Genomic DNA, 17,196 nt, shown 5'->3' on the forward strand with positions numbered 1-17,196 from the left:
TTTTATGGTATCTGTATCGCCGGTTAAAATTGGTGATCATCAATTTACCGCCATTACCATTCAGCTGCCAAAAACGAATTTCATGGCTGTTACAGCCGAAAAAGGTTATATTATGTGCGGTGCGCTTGATGTAGCCTTATTGAATGAAAAATTAAAAGAGAGAAAAATTATTGCCGGCCGCGCTGTCGGAGTGAGGACAATTGAGCAGCTTCTTGAAGCCCCATTGGAATCAGTCACAACAGAAGCGGAGGCAATTGGCATTAAAGCAGGGATGACAGGCAAAGAAGCACTATTGAAAATGGTAGAAAAATAAAAAACAACCATTATCTTTTTATAAAAGAATGATTATTGCTCATCTATAGTGTACAGATGAAAGAAGTTTCCAAAACGTACCATCTATGAATTTAAATAAGATGTATTCCTTAATGGATTTTTTTTCAACAGACATGAAAAAGTATTTTCTATCATTTGATCAGCGATAAAGTCGCAAGTAATTGCCATTCAGTCGAGTAAAAAACATAAAATTGATTCATAAAGAGCCCGTTCCTGAGTTGGTGCGGGCTCTTTATTTTTTTTCTTTTTGCCATTCAAGCCGTTCCCATAGTTTTAAATGCGGATAAGGGTCAAAAGACCACTCGGTTTTACCGTTGTCTTTATACATCCCGTAATGCAAGTGCGGCGGGAATTTGCCAGATGTTCCTGGAGGGCCGTAGCCGCTGCTTCCGACAGAACCGATGATTTGCCCCGGTTTTACGATTTGTCCAACGTGAATGTCTTTGGCAAAGCCGTTTAAATGTGCAAAATAATGGTACGTATTCTGAATGTCCCGAATACCGATTCTCCAACCCCCATAGCGATTCCAGCCTTTCATTTCGACAATTCCGTAGCAAGTGGAACGAACCGGTACGCCATAATGTGCAAATATATCTGTGCCTTCATGAATTCTCCGGCCGCCCCAGCCGCGCGCATCTCCCCATGTATCACGGTAGCTGTAATCAGTTCTGACGGGAAGAGGAAAAGCATGCTCGTTTAATTGCAGATGCCCGAAATGTTTGAACAATTTCATATGACCTAAAATAATTCCGACCGTTTTATCACGGTGATAATAAGACCATAAACCAATTTTTAAATTTTCTATATCATTACCATATTTTGATAAAAAATGTGCAAAACTATATAAGACATCTTCATCATGATCCATTTGCGCTTTGCCGTCGCCGTTTCCATCCATTCCGATTCCCCCGAATAGCTGAATGCTAACCGGATTTTGGTCGTTCAGATTCGGATTAGCTGTCCCAGCCCATTTATCAGGAGGAATGTAAATGCCAATAACTCCTTTTTGTTTTGGGATATCATTTTTTATTTTTCTGACGTTTCGTTCGTATTGGTCGCACGCAGCCAATACATACCAAGGAATCTGGGTGATGGCTTCCACCTTTTTATACAGGCTCATTCGCAAATGATTTATTTGTTGTTCAGTTAATTGACTGGACGCATTGGCATGGCTGGAAAATAAAGATAAAAGTGCAGCCAATAATAACATTTTTCTGAGAACCACAATTGATAAACTCCTTTCCATCATGTCATGTCTTAGTGTAAGAAAAAAGTAAAGTTTCAATGGCTGGAAATTGAAGGAATATAAAATTCCTTTTTCTTGTCCAATATCTTTCATTATGTTAAATTGACTATAGTGTATCATCTTTATTTTTTTAATGATTACATATTGGAGATGATGAAAAATGGCTCAAAAAGAAGAAAGTTTACGAAAACCTGAATGGCTTAAAATAAAATTAAATACAAACGAGAATTACACAGGGTTAAAAAAATTGATGCGCGAGCAAAAGCTTCATACGGTTTGTGAAGAAGCGAAATGCCCCAATATTCATGAATGCTGGGCAGTGAGAAGAACGGCAACATTTATGATTTTAGGAAGCGTTTGTACACGCGCATGCCGCTTCTGTGCAGTGAAAACAGGACTGCCAACCGAGCTTGATTGGCAAGAGCCGGAGCGTGTAGCGGATTCCGTCCGCATTATGAACTTAAAGCATGTTGTCATCACTGCAGTTGCCCGTGATGATTTGAAAGATGGCGGAGCAGCCGTTTTTGCTGAAACGGTTCGTGCTGTGCGCAAAAAAAATCCATTTACTACAATAGAAGTTCTTCCATCTGACATGGGCGGAGTGTACGAAAATTTAAAAACATTAATGGATGCTAAACCTGATATTTTAAACCATAATATTGAAACTGTTCGGCGCTTAACCCCAAGGGTTCGCGCTCGTGCAACCTATGAACGTTCTTTGGAGTTTTTGCGGAGAGCAAAAGAAATCAATCCGGATATTCCGACAAAATCAAGCATTATGATCGGGCTTGGGGAAACGAAAGAAGAAATTATCGAAGCGATGGACGACCTTCGTGCAAATCATGTTGACATCATCACAATCGGACAATATTTGCAGCCTACGAAAAAACATTTAAAAGTTCAAAAATTTTACCATCCAGATGAATTTGCAGAATTAAAAGAAATTGCTTTGTCAAAAGGATTCAGCCATTGCGAGGCAGGTCCGTTAGTCCGTTCGTCTTATCATGCTGATGAACAAGTAAATGAGGCAGCCAAACAGCGGCAGGCAAAAGCTTAAAGCCACAGAGCCGTCAAGAATTTCTTGACGGCCCGTTTTAATAAAAATAGGTAAATAACCTCTAAAAAATTCACCTATGCATCAACGTTTATTTCATTGATCTTTTATGTCGTGATCAATACTTTCGTTCATTTCTCCGAATCCTTCGCCATTTGCATTTTCACCAGCATTCAATTTTCTTCCTTGGGGAGACTTTAACATGCGCTGAATGGTCTGGTTTAAATTGCGGTTAATATTTGGAGACTCTCCATCAAGAGTGCTGTATGATTCGATTTCTTTAAACAGATTAGGATTATCGGTTACATAAATATGAAAATAACGCGGAACAATGGATGCAGCTGTCTTTTTCACTTGGTCAGCTGTTTCAAATTTGTTGTTTGAATCGGTTTTATACGCTATAAGAACTTCTTCATCTGTTACGAGCGTAGCAGCATCATGAACATTTGGAAGCTGGACGGCAAGCCTTCCGATTACGTCTGCTAATTGTTCCCGATTGATGACAGGAGTTTTTACTGTGGCTTTCTCTATTCCGGCTGTTGGACTTTTTTGATGCCGGACATATCCAAAGCTGTCTGAATCTTTATTGCTGTTATAATTATCATTTCTTTCTGCCACGTTTACCGTATTCCCGTTTTCATTATATAGACCTTTTCCTTCTTGATCATATTGGCACCCGCTGGCTGCAAGCGCAGCTATGATAAAAGGAGTAAAAAGCCTTTTTTTCATTTCAGCACCTCCTTATAATTTTAGGATTGCCGCTTTTAAAAAATTGTTGTCAGGCAATTGATGGAGGGAAATCATTTGTTTATGATAAACATATGGAAGAGGGTGAATTTGTAAATGATCACAATTTTTAATCAAACATACGAGCTTATAAAAGATTTTAAAAATGGTTTTAATGAAGAGGCTTTTAAAGCAAGGTACAGTGAAATTTTAAACAAATATGATTATATTGTCGGCGATTGGGGATATAGCCAATTGCGGCTGAGAGGATTTTTTGATGATCAAAACCAAAAAGCAACACATGATACGAAAATCAGCTCATTAGATGAATATTTGTATGAATATTGCAATTTCGGCTGTGCTTATTTTGTATTAAAGAAAATAAAAAAATAAACGCCAGATGCAAAAACATCTGGGTGTGAAAAAGTAATCAGGACGGCATACAGCCGTCCTGATTACTTTATTTCATACGGGTCTTCTTCATTTTTATCAGGTTCATCATGAGGAGGATGACTGCCCGGAAATTGTCTCGGCAAATTCTGATGCAAGGATTTGAATTCATAGTTAAAACTGCTATATGGACGCTGACCTTCTTCCCAAGGTGTGCTTTTATTCTCCACAGGTTCATCCTTTCCCCGCGGAGCTCCGTAGGCGCCTTCCGGCATATCCTCCGGGATAATATAGTTTCGCATTGTTTCCACTACTGAAAAATCAGTATATTCATTTTGTTTGTCCATTTTGTTCACCTGTCCATGATTTTACCATTATCGTTCCTCATGGAAGGTAATTTATACATTAGACGATCTCATATAAAAACTCCCGAAGCTCTTTTGCGTCTTCATCATTTAATTGATAAACATCTTCTAAATACCCCGGTTCTTTAAGATCATCTTCCCCAATGATCGCAAACCGGTTGCTTTGCAAATTTAGTACAAGATATTTTCCGTAATAGCGGTCCGATTGAATAATGGCTAAATCAAAGCGTTGATTTTCTCCCATAAAGCTAACAAATCTTGTTTTTGTCTCGACGGTTTCATCATACAAAAAAAAGCGTTCGGCCATGGTTCATTACCTCCGTTTCTTATAATTGCATTGTAGCATAAGATGATGCATTCACAACGATTTATCGCAAATTTGTGAGAAAACTTACCTCTGTTTCGATTCGCATAGCGATTTTTCTGTTGAAATAGAAGCAAAATAACACAATTTTTTTATCAGCCCGCACATCTGCTGCCAATCAGCCATGATTTCTGTATCGAATGGGAAGTTAATTGGAGAAACATATCATGAATCGGCACGAAAGTCATATTCAAAATCCTCCTCTGCTTGTCATGAAAAATCGTCATCTGTAAAAGCAATTTTTTGTGCGCGTTTAGGAATTTCTTTACTAAATTGAAAAAATCTAAGCGGATCCTACCCGGCATGCAAGATGTATCAAACCGCGGAAAGCTTGCGCCTGCTCAATCACGAAATCCAAATTTTAGAAACATCAGCTCTGTTTGCCAAAATCGATCCGTCTAACGAGAGGATTTTAGTGCTCTGCTTTAAAAAACTCAAAAGTGTGTAAAGTAGTAGGTAGTTCAAATGGCCGAGTATGGTAAAATAAAAAACGGATACAAAAACCTTAAGAAAGGAAAGAAATCATATGTATTTTGTGGACAGAAAAAAGATTGAAGATACTGTAAAATTTGTAGAAGATCTTGTATCCATGTTTGAAGGACATCAACAGTGGGAGTCTGATGTTGAAAAAAAAGCGTTGGAGCGGATTGCCCAATTGTTGATTGAGGCGATTTTAGATATCGGAAACGGAATTATTGACGGTTTTATTATGCGGGACCCGGGAAGCTATGAAGACATTATTGACATTTTAGAAGATGAATCTGTCGTTGACAGCAGGGATGCGGAAGGATTAAAGAAATTAATTTCCTACAGAAAAATGCTCGTTCAAGATTATTTAAACATACGGCATGAAGAACTGTATGATTCAATATCAACCCATTTACAAGTTTTGAGAAATTTTTGCCATCGTGTTCGAACCTACTTGGAAGATGAACTTGGACCAGTTACAGCTTTTAAGCCGTAATGGATTGATTGAAGGAGTGAAAAAAATTGAAGAAATATAAAGGATATTTCATCGATTTAGACGGCACCATGTATCGGGGTACAGAAAAAATTGAAGAAGCTGAAGAATTTGTTAAAAAACTGAAGGAAAAAGGAATTTCGTACTTATTTATGACAAACAATTCTTCTAAAACCCCGAAGCAAGTAGCTGAAAAACTAATCAGTCTCGGCATTCCGGCGGAAGAGCATCAAATTTTAACTTCAAGCATTGCCACAGCCAACTTTATTTGGGAAAGAAAACAAAATGCTTCTATATATGTAATCGGTGAAGAGGGGCTGCGAAAGGCCTTGGAGGAAAAAGGTTTTCGCTTCGTCGATGAAAATCCGGATTTTGTCGTTGTGGGTATTGACCGAAACATCAATTATGAAAAGCTTGCCAAGGCCTGTTTAGCGGTTCGCGCAGGTGCAACATTTATTTCAACAAACGGGGATACTGCTCTGCCGACTGAGCGAGGACTGCTTCCAGGCAATGGCGCCATTACATCGGTCATTTCAGTATCTACAAATGTTCAGCCGATTTTTATCGGAAAACCTGAAAAAATTATTGTAGAGCAAGGGCTGAAAATGCTGAAAACGAAAAAAGAAGAAACGCTTCTTGTCGGAGATAATTACGAGACGGATATTAAGGCAGGTATCCAATCAGGGATGGACACCCTTCTTGTGCATACAGGCGTAACAACGAAAGAACACTTAAAACACAAAGAAATACAACCGACTTATATAGTGAATAACCTTTCGGAATGGCATGTGCTATGATGAAGCCTTTTTCTTTTCCAGCTGATTTCACAATAGGTGCTCCGCTGCCCCTACTGTGAATCAGTGGATCGATGGGCGAGCCGGCTTGAAGCTGCCGCTGCAATGGCTCCGACAATATCATCTAGAAAAGTATGACACTTACCTGTGCTTTTATCGTTTAAATGAGCAAGTATACCAGGCTTTTGTTTATCGATATAGCCATAGTTCGTAAACCCGATTGATCCGTAAATATTCACAATGGAAAATGCAAGAATTTCATCAATTCCATATAATCCTTCATCCGATTGGATGATCGATTGAAGAGGCTCCTGTAAACCCCCCTTTTCTGCTAGAACATCTAATTGAATTCCAGTTAAAATGGCATTTTGAACCTCTCTTTTCGAAAGAACTCTTTCCACGTTTTGCAAACAGTCTTCCTTTGTTAAGTTCGGATAATATTGCTGCTGTAAAAAATAGACGAGCTCTGCGATGTCATCCGGTGTAACTCCTCTATCTTTCAGCCATTTTCTTGCAGTTTGCTCTATTTTATCCATGTCGTTCACCCTATCTTTTACAAGTATATGAAAGTGCTGAAATCGGCTGTGACGCCGATTTCAATAAATTCTTGCTTAAATTTTCAAAAAGCATCAACATCTTTTTTATATTGTATACACAAAAGCTTTTCTACATGTTATAGTTTATGGCATTTTTTCATTATTTATATTGGGGTGTTTTTTTGAAAAATGGATTTATAGGGGGAATTAGGAATGAAAGAGCTTTTAAAAAAGCATTATGGAATAGATGTACTCGACTTTTTTTCAATTGGGCAATGGCAGGGGTTTAAAACAAAAAGAAATATCGGTTTTATTGCTGCTGTTTCACATATTGACCATAAGGAGCTTTATGAACTGTATGAAATGAGTCGTTATCTCCTTATGACAAACGAGAGAAAAGCTGCTTCGTTTTTATTAACTGTAAATGGGGATCTTACGGCAGAACATAATGGAACGCGCTACGCTGTGTTTCAAATACCTCATCAAACAAAGCGGCTTAATATAACTTCTCTCGGAAAAGAGCTGTCATTTTTTCACGAAGTTGGCAGAAGGCTGCCTTTTACTCCCGTTCATTCGAATCGAATTGGGCAATGGAGAAATTTATGGGCAAGGCGGATCGATCAAATGGAGCAATTTTGGAGTATTCAAATTGCTTCAAAGCCTCATCACGCCTTTGACAAGCTATTTATTGAATCCTTTCCATATTATTTAGGCTTAGGTGAAAATGCCATCCAATATTTAGCGGATACTGAGCTTGATGATCGACCATTGCCGGTTGATTCCGGCACCATATGTCATCAACGTTTTACGAGAGAAACATGGGAAAACGCATTTTCATTGCCTATTGATTTCGTTTTTGATCATGGAGCAAGAGATATTGCTGAATGTTTAAGGTATGATTTTCTGACAGGAAGGCAAACAATTGATGAGCTTTTTTTGGCAGAATACGACCGAGTGTCTCCGTTATCCTCTTTTTTTTGGCGGTTAGTTTTTAGCAGGCTTTTGTTTCCTGTTCATTATTTTGAATGTGTTGAAAACTATTATCTTGCAGAGGAAGAAGAAAGGGATTCTCTGCAATTTCAAATGGAAAAAATTTTGCAAACATCTTCGCAATATGAGCAATTTTTATCTTCGTTTTCATCTATGATATATTTGAGGAAAAAGCAAATTGTCTTGCCGGCTTTGACATGGTTATAAAAGGTTCAGTCGCATTTTGTTGTGGTATCATAAAAAAGAAAGCAGCTAAAATCTTGCAGCTGTTTCGAACAAAGCATTGATTTTGTCATATCAATTCAAAACAATAGCTATTTATTAGAAGAAGGAGAAGATGAATCAGTGACCCAATATATTTTTGTAACAAGAAAACTGCCAGAAAACCTATTGGATCCTCTTCGTTCCATCGGAGTTGTCGACATGTGGGAGCAGGATTCTCCATGTCCGAGGTCTGTATTATTGGAAAAGGCAAAAAAAGCTGATGCTCTGCTTACAATGCTGTCAGACCGGGTGGATGAAGAACTGCTTCAAAAAGCCAAAAAATTAAAAATCGTTGCTAATTTAGCAGTCGGGTATGACAATATCGATCTCGAAGCGTCGAAAAAGTACGGCGTGACTGTAACTAATACACCGGATGTACTAACAGATACGACTGCCGATTTAACCTTTGCTTTGTTAATGGCAGCGGCAAGAAGATTGGTTGAAGCTGCGGAGTATGTAAAAGAAGGAAAATGGACAGGGTGGTCTCCATTTTTGTTGGCAGGAAGCGATATCCATCATAAAACGATTGGGATCGTTGGGATGGGGAAAATTGGAGAAGCTGTTGCGAGACGGGCAAAAGGATTTGATATGGAAATTTTGTATCATAATCGTTCAAAGAAACCGGAAGTGGAAAAAGAGCTTGGAGCGAAATACTGCACATTTGATGAATTGCTAGAGAAAGCCGATTTTGTCGTTAATTTAACACCATTAACAAATGAAACGAAAAACTTGTTTGACGAGGAAGCCTTTAAAAAAATGAAAACAAGTGCAATATTTGTTAATGCTGGCAGAGGAGCATCTGTTGATGAAAACGCTTTGTATAATGCTCTAAAAACTGGTGAAATCGCTGGTTGTGGATTGGATGTGTTTAAAGAAGAACCGATTGATTCCAATCATCCGCTTTTATCATTGAAACAAGTTGTAGCACTTCCGCATATCGGCAGCGCGAGTCGGGAAACCCGCATAAAAATGATCGAACTTTGCGTCGAAAATATTCAACGTGTGTTAACGGGCGAGAAACCGAAAACAGCCGTTGTTTAAACGCCCAAAAAGCGTTTACATATGCGGATGATGAAAATTTCTCTTGTAAAATCAGTCATTGAAATTTATAATGTCTTATAAAACAGTTAATGTCTTTTTACGGCAGACAATTGTCTATTATAAATAAACATAAGGGAGATGAATTGGTTGGAATCAATCTCAGTAGGACTGCTCGGTTTAGGCACCGTTGGTAGCGGAGTAGTAAAAATCATTGAAGACCACCAGGATAAGCTCATTCATTTAATCGGGTGCCCGGTGAAAGTAAAAAAAATTCTTGTTCAAAATACAAATAAAAAAAGAGACGTTCATGTAGAACCTTCCCAATTAACGACAAATGTTCATGAGGTAATAGAAGATCCGGATATTGACGTCATTATTGAGGTCATGGGGGGAATTGAGCAGACACGGGAATATTTGCTTGAAGCATTAAATCGGAAGAAGCATGTTGTGACGGCAAATAAAGATTTGATGGCAGTGTACGGAACTGAGTTGCTCAAAAAAGCGACGGATAACGGCTGCGATCTTTTTTATGAAGCAAGTGTCGCAGGCGGCATCCCGATTCTGCGTACATTGGTAGATGGATTGGCGTCAGACCGGATTACAAAAATGATGGGGATTGTTAACGGAACGACAAACTTTATTTTAACGAAAATGTCAAAATACGGAACCCCTTATGAAGAAGTGCTGAAGGAAGCGCAAAGATTAGGATATGCAGAAGCTGATCCGACTTCTGATGTAGAAGGCTTGGATGCAGCGAGAAAGATGGCGATTTTGGCAAGACTTGGATTTTCTATGGAAGTAGATTTAGAAGATGTGGAAGTAAAAGGGATAACGGATATTACACAAGAAGATATTGATTACAGTAAACGGCTCGGCTATACGATGAAATTAATCGGCATCGCCCATCGAAGCGGTGATAAAATTGAAGTTAGTGTACAGCCTGCACTGCTGCCCGATCATCATCCGTTAGCTTCCGTCCAAGATGAATATAATGCGGTTTATGTGTACGGCGAAGCAGTAGGGGAAACAATGTTTTACGGTCCTGGCGCAGGAAGCTTGCCAACTGCAACCGCTGTTGTTTCGGATTTAGTAGGCGTATTGAAAAACATGCGTCTAGGTGTAAATGGAAGAAGCGCCGTAGCCCCGCAATATCAGAAACAATTGAAGGCACCTGAAGAAATTTTTGCCCAATACTTTTTACGAATTCACGTAGAAGATCAAGTTGGAGCTTTTTCAAAAATTACATCCCTCTTTTCAGACAGAGGTGTAAGCTTTGAGAAAATTCTCCAATTACCTCTGAAAAATAAAGATTTAGCGGAAATTGTCATCGTTACCCATAAAGCATCGAAAAAAGATTTTGAGGAAATTTTAATGGAGCTCCGAGATTTGCAAGTTGTTAAGGAAGTTAAAAGTACGTATCGAGTAGAAGGGAACGGCTTATTATGAAATGGAATGGACTAATTGCAAAATATAAAGAATTTTTGCCAGTAACGGACAAAACACCGATGCTGACATTGAACGAAGGTAATACTCCTCTCATTCATTTAGAAAAATTATCTGAAAAATTAGGCGTTGAGCTGTATGTGAAAACAGAAGGAGCGAATCCTACCGGTTCATTTAAAGACCGCGGTATGGTGATGGCAGTTGCAAAAGCGGTGGAAGAAGGAAGCACAACTATAATGTGCGCTTCAACTGGAAATACGTCTGCAGCTGCTTCCGCATATGCGGCACGTGCAGGATTGCGTTCCATTGTTGTTATACCGAACGGAAAAATCGCTTTTGGAAAGCTTGCCCAAGCAGTTATGTACGGCGCAGAAATTTTTGCAATTGAAGGAAACTTCGATGATGCCTTAAAAATGGTTCGTGAAATTTGTGAAGAGCTGCCAATTACTCTTGTCAATTCTGTAAATCCTTACCGAATTGAAGGGCAAAAAACAGCGGCGTTTGAAATTTGTGAACAGCTGGGAAAAGCTCCGGATTATTTGGCGATTCCGGTTGGAAATGCTGGAAACATTACAGCATATTGGAAAGGATTTAAAGAGTTTAATGAGCGGCACCAAACAGGGCTTCCAAAAATGCACGGTTTTGAAGCGGAAGGCGCCGCAGCCATTGTAAAAAATCAAGTGATTGAAAATCCGGAAACAGTGGCAACTGCCATTCGAATTGGAAACCCAGCAAGCTGGGAATTTGCTGTCAATGCTGCCAATGAATCAGGCGGAAAGATCGATATGGTAACAGATGAAGAAATTTTGGATGCTTATCAATTAATTGCAAGAACGGAAGGCGTTTTTGCTGAACCTGCTTCAAGTGCATCTATTGCAGGAGTGATGAAAGATGTAAATTCGGGGAAAATCCCGAAAGGAAGCACAGTTGTAGCAGTATTGACCGGCAACGGATTAAAAGATCCGAATACTGCGATCGATGTGTCATCCATCCAGCCGATCGTGCTGCCTAATGAAAAGAAAGCTGTGATGGACCATCTCAAGGGAGATGGGCATGTATGAAAGAAGGAGACATGTTAAAAATTCAAGTTCCCGGAAGTACAGCCAATCTTGGCCCCGGTTTTGATTCTGTAGGGCTCGCTTTAAACCGCTATTTAACACTAGCCGTTACATTTGCGGAAAATTGGACATTTAAGCCGGTAAGTGAAGAAGTAGCAAACGTACCGGAAGGGAAAGAGAATTTAATTTATAAAGTCGCTTCCAAGCTAGCAGAAAAACATAGTGTTAATCTTCCTGCATGTTATGTGGAAATTTCAAGTGATATTCCGATGACAAGAGGACTCGGAAGCAGCGCGGCCGCCATTGCAGCAGGGATTGAGCTTTGCGATCGTGTTTGTAAACTGAATTTGAGCGATGAAGAAAAAATTCATTTTGCCAGCAAGTTTGAGGGACATCCGGATAATGCCGGAGCTTCTATAGTAGGCGGTCTAGTGGTCGGCTATTTAACAGATGACCACACATATTTTGTAAAAGTGGATAATCTGGATGTGGATATTATCGCGGTTATTCCGCCATATTATTTATATACGAAGGATTCTAGAGGCGTTTTGCCGAAGACATTTAAATTTCAGCAGTCGGTGAAAGCCAGTGCGATCAGCAATGTGCTTGTTGGGAGCATCATGAATAATAATTGGGAATTGGCAGGCCAAATGATGGAAATGGACATATTCCATCAACCGTATAGGGAAAGTCTAGTTCCTGAACTGTCAGCTGTTCGAAAGATCGGAAAAGAGCACGGTGTGTACGGGACTGTATTGAGCGGTGCAGGTCCAACGATATTGTGTTTTGCTCCAAAAGGCATGAGACACTCATTGCGTCCTAAACTAAAAGAGGCTTTTCCTCATTGTGAAGTAACACAGCTAGAAATTGATTATGAAGGGACAAAGTCTTGGTTTACTCATATTGAAAGCTTGATATAAAGAAACAAACCGGCTTTTCGCCGGTTTGTTTCATTAAAATACTTGTTCTACTTCTACGATGCCTGGAACTTCTTCCAGCAGAGCCCGCTCAATACCTGCTTTCAAAGTAATGGTAGAACTTGGGCAGCTCCCGCACGCACCTAAAAGGCGCAATTTCACAATGCCCTCTTCAACATCAACTAATTCGCAGTCTCCGCCGTCACGAAGCAAAAACGGGCGCAGCTTATCTAAAACTTCTTGTACTTGTTCTTTTATTTGAACATCTGACATACTATCGACTCCTTTCTTATCCATCATTATATTCAAAATGAGCGATAAAATCTATTTGTAAGTTTCAAATTCATTGTATCACATTTTTTTTTAATCTAATATGGATAATCTAGGAGATCATCATTTTATTAAATAGGAGAGAACAAACATGAGAAAACCGGTAGAAATTTGTGTTTATGGTGCAGAAAACTTATGCCCAAGCTGTGTAAATTCGCCTTCAGCAAAAGATACATTTGAATGGCTGGAAGCAGCACTGACTAGAAAATATCCAGATCAGCCATTTGACATCACATACATTGATATATATTGTCCTCCGGAAGATGAAGAGAAAAAGAAAATAGCCGATCAAATCGTGAAGGAAGAATATTTTTATCCCCTTGTTGTCATAAATGGAGTGGTAGTAGGGGAAGGAAATCCAAAGATAAAAAGGATTTTTCAAGAGATGGAAAAACATGGTTACCAACCTGTGTAAGAAAGAGTTTACTCGTCATCCAGAACTGTGAAAGAAAAAGTGCATTGTCGATTTCTTCAAGCCAAAAGAACAGATCCGCTAAAAAAAAAAAACGCTGCTTCGTTTTTTTGCATGCAAAATAATAGACAACTGTATTTCTCTTGATTTATATTTTCCAGTGAAAGAGTTCCGGAAAAAGAGAAGCCGGACGTACAAATGAACGCCCGGTTTTCTCATGCTCCACTATGATATTTATAAATCCAAAGAATTCCTGATTTTAAAAGACGTGGCACACGTCCAGTGAGTGCGCGATCTCCTACCATCCCAAAACCTGATTTTTTTCCGAGAGAACCGAGAACGCCTTTTAATTTGAACGGCGGCAGTTCCTCTGGAAGAGGTTCGTTGTTCCATTTTTTGAGCAATACTTGTACAATTTGTTCAGCCTGCGCTTCGGCAAGTTGAGCACTTGGTGCGTAAGGAAGGCTTGCACAGTCTCCAACAACATACACATGTTCATCTTGAGGAAGATGATGGTATTTTGTTAAAATAACCCGTCCTTGCCGGTCTTTTTCAACATTCAATTTCCTTACGACATAATTCGGTTGAATTCCTGCGGTCCAAACGACAACATCACAAGGAATCGGTTCATCATGGTTATAAACCATATTTGGCTCAACTTTTGTAATATTGGCGCTGTTGATTACTTCAACCCCGTGCTCTTCAAACCATGTTTGGACATATTTGCTTAATCGTTCCGGGAAGTTTGATAAGATCACTTTTCCGCGGTCAAACAGCTTGATTTTTAAATCGGATCTGCTTTCACGCAGTTCGCTTGCCAATTCAACGCCGCTCAATCCGGCTCCAACTATGCAGACTGTTGCACCTGCTCCTAAATTGTTCAGCTTTTGATACGTTTCACGTGATTGATCGATTGTTTGAATGCTGCAAGTATATTTGTCAGCACCCGGAACATTATGATATTTGTCTTCACATCCTAATCCGATGATAAGATCATCATACGTGATTGGAGATTGATCTTTTAAATGTACAAGCTTTTGTTCAAGGTCAATGTCCGTGACTTCACCGTAATGAACGTTCAATTTCGGGTGTTCTGGAAAGGCCACGCGCACATGCTGATCTGAAATCGTTCCCGCAGCCAGCGCATAGTATTCCGTTTTTAAACAATGATAAGGGTTTTTATCCACTAATGTTATTTCGACACCATCCGGCAAGTTATTGGGAAGCAGCTTGTGAAGAATTCTCATGCCGCCATAGCCGCCTCCGAGGAGCAGTAACTTTCTCATCGCGATTCCCCTTTTCCCTGCAAATGTTTACCCCAAAACTGTGACAATCGTAACAAATGCCACTAAAAGTATAACGAATTTATGTATAAATCACAACATACTTAAGGAAAAATAGCACAATTGTTATGGCAAAATGTTAAATGAGCCTTGAAGTTCAATGCTTTGACAATGAAGAAAAAAAGCATTATGATAGGCTACTGAGTATAGAAGGAGGACAATTCACGTGAAACCAATTATAGAGTTTTGTGTCAGCAACTTAGCAAACGGTTCACAAAAAGCATTAGAACAATTAGAAAAAGATCCTAATTTAGATATAGTTGAGTACAGCTGCCTAGGGTATTGCGGCCAATGCTACGAATCGCTTTTTGCCCTTGTAAACGGAGAAGCGGTAGAAGGGGAAACGGCAGAAGAGCTAGTGAAAAATATTTATCAATTTTTAGAAGAAAATCCAATGTTTTAATAGAAAATAAAAGTGAATGATAAAATTAAAAGGGAGACAAGCTTTTGATTCTCCTTATTTTGATCCTGTCTCTAAATATTTCATTCGAGGTATGACAGCATATTATAAAATGTAAGTATGAATCTCAATATTGTTTCTCAGTACGACGCTTGCCTTTGCGGATGAGTCTTTTTTTTACGTATGAGCAAGGTGTTTGAAGCGGCAGGCTGATGATATAAAAAATAAAAGCCCCTCTTATATTTCCCGAGGAGCTTTTATTTATATATGAAAACGGGGGATATTTTTATTGTCAACAAATTTTGAACGTTTTATACTTATAAAAACAAATTTTTTGTTGTTTTGGAGGAAAAGATGGAAACTTTTCAATTTACAAAAATGCATGGATTAGGAAACAGTTATATTTATGTAAATGGATTCGAAGAAACGCTTCCGGAGCATCTCCTGCCAGATATTGCGCGAAAAGTTGCGAACGTTCATACCGGCATCGGTTCAGATGGGCTAATATTAATTCTTCCATCTGAACGTGCGAATGTGAAAATGAGAATTTTCAACAGTGACGGTTCAGAAGGAAAAAACTGCGGAAACGGTTTGCGCTGTGTCGCAAAATATGTTTATGAGCATAACATAGTAAAAGAGAAAAAGTTTTTGATCGAAACACTTTCTGGCTTGGTTGAAGCCGAAGTCCATGAAGAAAATGGACGAGTATCATGCGTCACAATTGATATGGGTCACCCTAAGCTGTTAAAAAAGGAAATACCGATGGCCGGAAACGGAGATGAAACAGCTATTGGTGAAATCATGGAATTTAACGGCTCGAAATATGAAGTCACAGCGGTTTCGATGGGAAATCCACACATCATCTTTTTTGTGGACGATATTGAGAAAGCTCCATTAACAACATTGGGGCCGGTTGTCGAAAAAGATGCAAGATTTCCAGAAGGGGTAAATGTAGAATTTGTCGAAATCGTCAATGACCATGAGCTTCATTTTCGAGTATGGGAAAGAGGTTCAGGTGTCACACAAGCTTGCGGCACCGGAGCATGTGCGGCAGTGGTCGCATCCGTATTAAACGAGCAAACAACAAGAGGCAAAGAAACAGTTGTCCATCTTGCCGGCGGCGATTTATTTATTAAATGGACTGACGAGGGGAAAATTTTGATGAAAGGACCTGCTGAAACGGTTTGCACGGGGACCTATTATTATGAAGCCGGTTCAGAAATTTGAGAGTTTTTTTCTGAAAAGGTATACTAAAAGTGACTCAAAAATTAATGAAAAGGAGGATGGGTCATGTCTGAAATTGTTATGCTTACCGAAGCGGCAGCTTTTCAAATAAAAGATATGATGAGAGAAAATGAGGAAGAAGGCGCCTATTTGCGTATTGGTGTGAAAGGCGGCGGCTGCACTGGACTTTCATATGGCATCGGGTTTGAACAAGAAAAACAAGAAGATGATCACGAATTTGAACAATTCGGCATTCGAATTTTAGTGGATAAAGACAGCGCCCCTATATTAAAGGGAACAAAGATTGATTATAAACAATCGATGCTTGGTGGAGGATTCACAATAGACAACCCTAATGCGATTGCGTCTTGCGGTTGCGGCGCCTCCTTTAGAACTGCAACACACGCTGGAACACCGGAAGAGTGCTAAAAAAGATTCTTTCCTGAAGCCAAGCATAATGATCGCTTTATTCCTTAACTTTTTCTATACTCACAATAAAATATATCCTAATAAAGTGGAATCAAAAAAAAAGTCTGCTTTATTAGGATATTTTTATGGGAAAAACGGCTAAATGCAACTTATTAAAAGTGATAGAGAATTAAATGAGGATATTTACAGATCACAGATTTTCATCATGGAAGACTGTGCGAAAGACTATATGAATTACCGATGAAAGTTGAAAAAAGATAGGGCTGTCCGATGAGTTTCTAAAATGAAGGATTTTGGAGCTACTGTAAAGGACAAAAATAAAGGAATCAAGTTTGTAAATGTCCTTCATAGAGGCAATGAAGTCCAACAAGAAGCAATTGTATGTGCTGAATGTCCGTCATAAAACTTTTGAAGACTAATTCAGAAAGAGAGCATAAGAAAAGTCCTTCATAAAACTTCTGAAGGATGTAAACAAAGGAAAAATAGTCTGTCCGATTGATGCAGTCTGGTTTCTTTAGAAAAGTACTTGACAAAAAGGCTGTCTCAAAAGGTCATAAAAAATGACCTTTTACGAGA

At 39.1% G+C, this 17,196-nt stretch carries 21 protein-coding genes; 14 read left to right on the top strand and 7 right to left on the bottom strand.

Annotated features, from left to right (window positions below; genetic code table 11):
• Positions 1-4: 4 nt before the first annotated feature.
• Entirely contained in the window at positions 5-313 is a 309-nt protein-coding gene (locus NSS70_RS04945) for a YunC family protein (protein WP_063387095.1), read from the top strand.
• A gap of 252 nt (positions 314-565) precedes the next feature.
• Here the strand turns inward: NSS70_RS04945 and NSS70_RS04950 are convergent, their stop codons facing one another.
• Positions 566-1,543: a M23 family metallopeptidase gene (locus NSS70_RS04950; RefSeq protein ID WP_130157080.1), complete on the bottom strand. Its 978-nt coding sequence runs from the start codon at positions 1,541-1,543 to the stop codon at positions 566-568.
• Positions 1,544-1,739: 196 nt separating this feature from the next.
• Between NSS70_RS04950 and lipA the strand changes: the two genes are divergently transcribed.
• The gene (lipA, locus tag NSS70_RS04955) at positions 1,740-2,636 is read left to right on the top strand and encodes a lipoyl synthase (protein WP_063387093.1); all 897 of its coding nucleotides are present in this window, start codon (positions 1,740-1,742) and stop codon (positions 2,634-2,636) included.
• Between the two features lie 93 nt (positions 2,637-2,729).
• On the opposite strand, the gene NSS70_RS04960 is transcribed toward lipA, so the two are convergent.
• The gene (locus NSS70_RS04960; protein ID WP_094245251.1) at positions 2,730-3,362 is read right to left on the bottom strand and encodes a YhcN/YlaJ family sporulation lipoprotein; all 633 of its coding nucleotides are present in this window, start codon (positions 3,360-3,362) and stop codon (positions 2,730-2,732) included.
• Between the two features lie 114 nt (positions 3,363-3,476).
• Between NSS70_RS04960 and NSS70_RS04965 the strand changes: the two genes are divergently transcribed.
• On the top strand, positions 3,477-3,752 hold the full coding sequence (locus NSS70_RS04965) for a YutD family protein (RefSeq protein ID WP_063387091.1): 276 nt from the start codon (positions 3,477-3,479) through the stop codon (positions 3,750-3,752).
• A 62-nt stretch (positions 3,753-3,814) separates the two neighbouring features.
• Here NSS70_RS04965 and NSS70_RS04970 read toward each other — a convergent pair whose 3' ends face one another.
• Entirely contained in the window at positions 3,815-4,096 is a 282-nt protein-coding gene (locus NSS70_RS04970; protein ID WP_063387090.1) for a hypothetical protein, read from the bottom strand.
• 58 nt (positions 4,097-4,154) lie between these two features.
• Complete coding sequence (locus NSS70_RS04975; RefSeq protein WP_063387089.1) at positions 4,155-4,421, bottom strand: DUF3055 domain-containing protein; 267 nt, start codon at positions 4,419-4,421, stop codon at positions 4,155-4,157.
• Positions 4,422-5,004: 583 nt separating this feature from the next.
• On the opposite strand from NSS70_RS04975, the gene hepT reads away from it, so the two are divergent.
• Together hepT and NSS70_RS04985 are read left to right on the top strand one after the other, a co-directional pair.
• Positions 5,005-5,442 (top strand): type VII toxin-antitoxin system HepT family RNase toxin, encoded by a 438-nt coding sequence (gene hepT, locus NSS70_RS04980; RefSeq protein WP_094245252.1) that lies wholly within the window; start codon positions 5,005-5,007, stop codon positions 5,440-5,442.
• Positions 5,443-5,468: 26 nt separating this feature from the next.
• Positions 5,469-6,236 (top strand): TIGR01457 family HAD-type hydrolase, encoded by a 768-nt coding sequence (locus NSS70_RS04985; RefSeq protein ID WP_339198996.1) that lies wholly within the window; start codon positions 5,469-5,471, stop codon positions 6,234-6,236.
• Between the two features lie 50 nt (positions 6,237-6,286).
• Here the strand turns inward: NSS70_RS04985 and NSS70_RS04990 are convergent, their stop codons facing one another.
• Complete coding sequence (locus tag NSS70_RS04990; RefSeq protein ID WP_063387086.1) at positions 6,287-6,769, bottom strand: phosphatidylglycerophosphatase A family protein; 483 nt, start codon at positions 6,767-6,769, stop codon at positions 6,287-6,289.
• A 213-nt stretch (positions 6,770-6,982) separates the two neighbouring features.
• Between NSS70_RS04990 and yutH the strand changes: the two genes are divergently transcribed.
• The 5 genes from yutH to thrB all read left to right on the top strand — a co-directional run bounded on the left by yutH (position 6,983) and on the right by thrB (position 12,485).
• Positions 6,983-7,966 (top strand): spore coat putative kinase YutH, encoded by a 984-nt coding sequence (yutH, locus tag NSS70_RS04995; protein WP_339198999.1) that lies wholly within the window; start codon positions 6,983-6,985, stop codon positions 7,964-7,966.
• A 138-nt stretch (positions 7,967-8,104) separates the two neighbouring features.
• Positions 8,105-9,064: a 2-hydroxyacid dehydrogenase gene (locus NSS70_RS05000; protein WP_066249221.1), complete on the top strand. Its 960-nt coding sequence runs from the start codon at positions 8,105-8,107 to the stop codon at positions 9,062-9,064.
• 147 nt (positions 9,065-9,211) lie between these two features.
• Positions 9,212-10,510 carry a homoserine dehydrogenase gene (locus NSS70_RS05005; protein WP_186439305.1) on the top strand — a complete coding sequence of 433 codons (1,299 nt, stop codon included), beginning with the start codon at positions 9,212-9,214 and terminating at the stop codon, positions 10,508-10,510.
• Positions 10,507-11,568: a threonine synthase gene (thrC, locus tag NSS70_RS05010; protein WP_063387082.1), complete on the top strand. Its 1,062-nt coding sequence runs from the start codon at positions 10,507-10,509 to the stop codon at positions 11,566-11,568. Before NSS70_RS05005 ends, thrC begins: the two co-directional genes overlap by 4 nt.
• On the top strand, positions 11,565-12,485 hold the full coding sequence (gene thrB, locus NSS70_RS05015) for a homoserine kinase (RefSeq protein WP_063387081.1): 921 nt from the start codon (positions 11,565-11,567) through the stop codon (positions 12,483-12,485). Before thrC ends, thrB begins: the two co-directional genes overlap by 4 nt.
• A gap of 33 nt (positions 12,486-12,518) precedes the next feature.
• Here the strand turns inward: thrB and NSS70_RS05020 are convergent, their stop codons facing one another.
• Complete coding sequence (locus NSS70_RS05020; protein ID WP_375338782.1) at positions 12,519-12,782, bottom strand: NifU family protein; 264 nt, start codon at positions 12,780-12,782, stop codon at positions 12,519-12,521.
• Positions 12,783-12,903: 121 nt separating this feature from the next.
• Here NSS70_RS05020 and NSS70_RS05025 point away from each other — a divergent pair, with 121 nt between their 5' ends.
• The gene (locus tag NSS70_RS05025) at positions 12,904-13,227 is read left to right on the top strand and encodes a YuzD family protein (RefSeq protein ID WP_066249224.1); all 324 of its coding nucleotides are present in this window, start codon (positions 12,904-12,906) and stop codon (positions 13,225-13,227) included.
• A 212-nt stretch (positions 13,228-13,439) separates the two neighbouring features.
• Here NSS70_RS05025 and NSS70_RS05030 read toward each other — a convergent pair whose 3' ends face one another.
• Complete coding sequence (locus NSS70_RS05030; protein WP_063387078.1) at positions 13,440-14,510, bottom strand: NAD(P)/FAD-dependent oxidoreductase; 1,071 nt, start codon at positions 14,508-14,510, stop codon at positions 13,440-13,442.
• Between the two features lie 223 nt (positions 14,511-14,733).
• Here NSS70_RS05030 and NSS70_RS05035 point away from each other — a divergent pair, with 223 nt between their 5' ends.
• The 3 genes from NSS70_RS05035 (at position 14,734) to NSS70_RS05045 (ending at position 16,620) form a co-directional block, all read left to right on the top strand.
• A complete protein-coding gene (locus NSS70_RS05035) occupies positions 14,734-14,970 on the top strand; it encodes a YuzB family protein (protein ID WP_094245256.1) in 237 nt (78 codons plus the stop codon).
• 351 nt (positions 14,971-15,321) lie between these two features.
• A complete protein-coding gene (gene dapF, locus NSS70_RS05040; RefSeq protein ID WP_094245257.1) occupies positions 15,322-16,194 on the top strand; it encodes a diaminopimelate epimerase in 873 nt (290 codons plus the stop codon).
• Between the two features lie 63 nt (positions 16,195-16,257).
• On the top strand, positions 16,258-16,620 hold the full coding sequence (locus NSS70_RS05045; protein WP_063387075.1) for a HesB/IscA family protein: 363 nt from the start codon (positions 16,258-16,260) through the stop codon (positions 16,618-16,620).
• Positions 16,621-17,196: the final 576 nt, after the last annotated feature.

This window comes from Aeribacillus sp. FSL K6-2848 (assembly GCF_038004325.1).
In the GTDB taxonomy this organism is placed as follows: Bacteria; Bacillota; Bacilli; order Bacillales; family Aeribacillaceae; genus Aeribacillus; species Aeribacillus composti.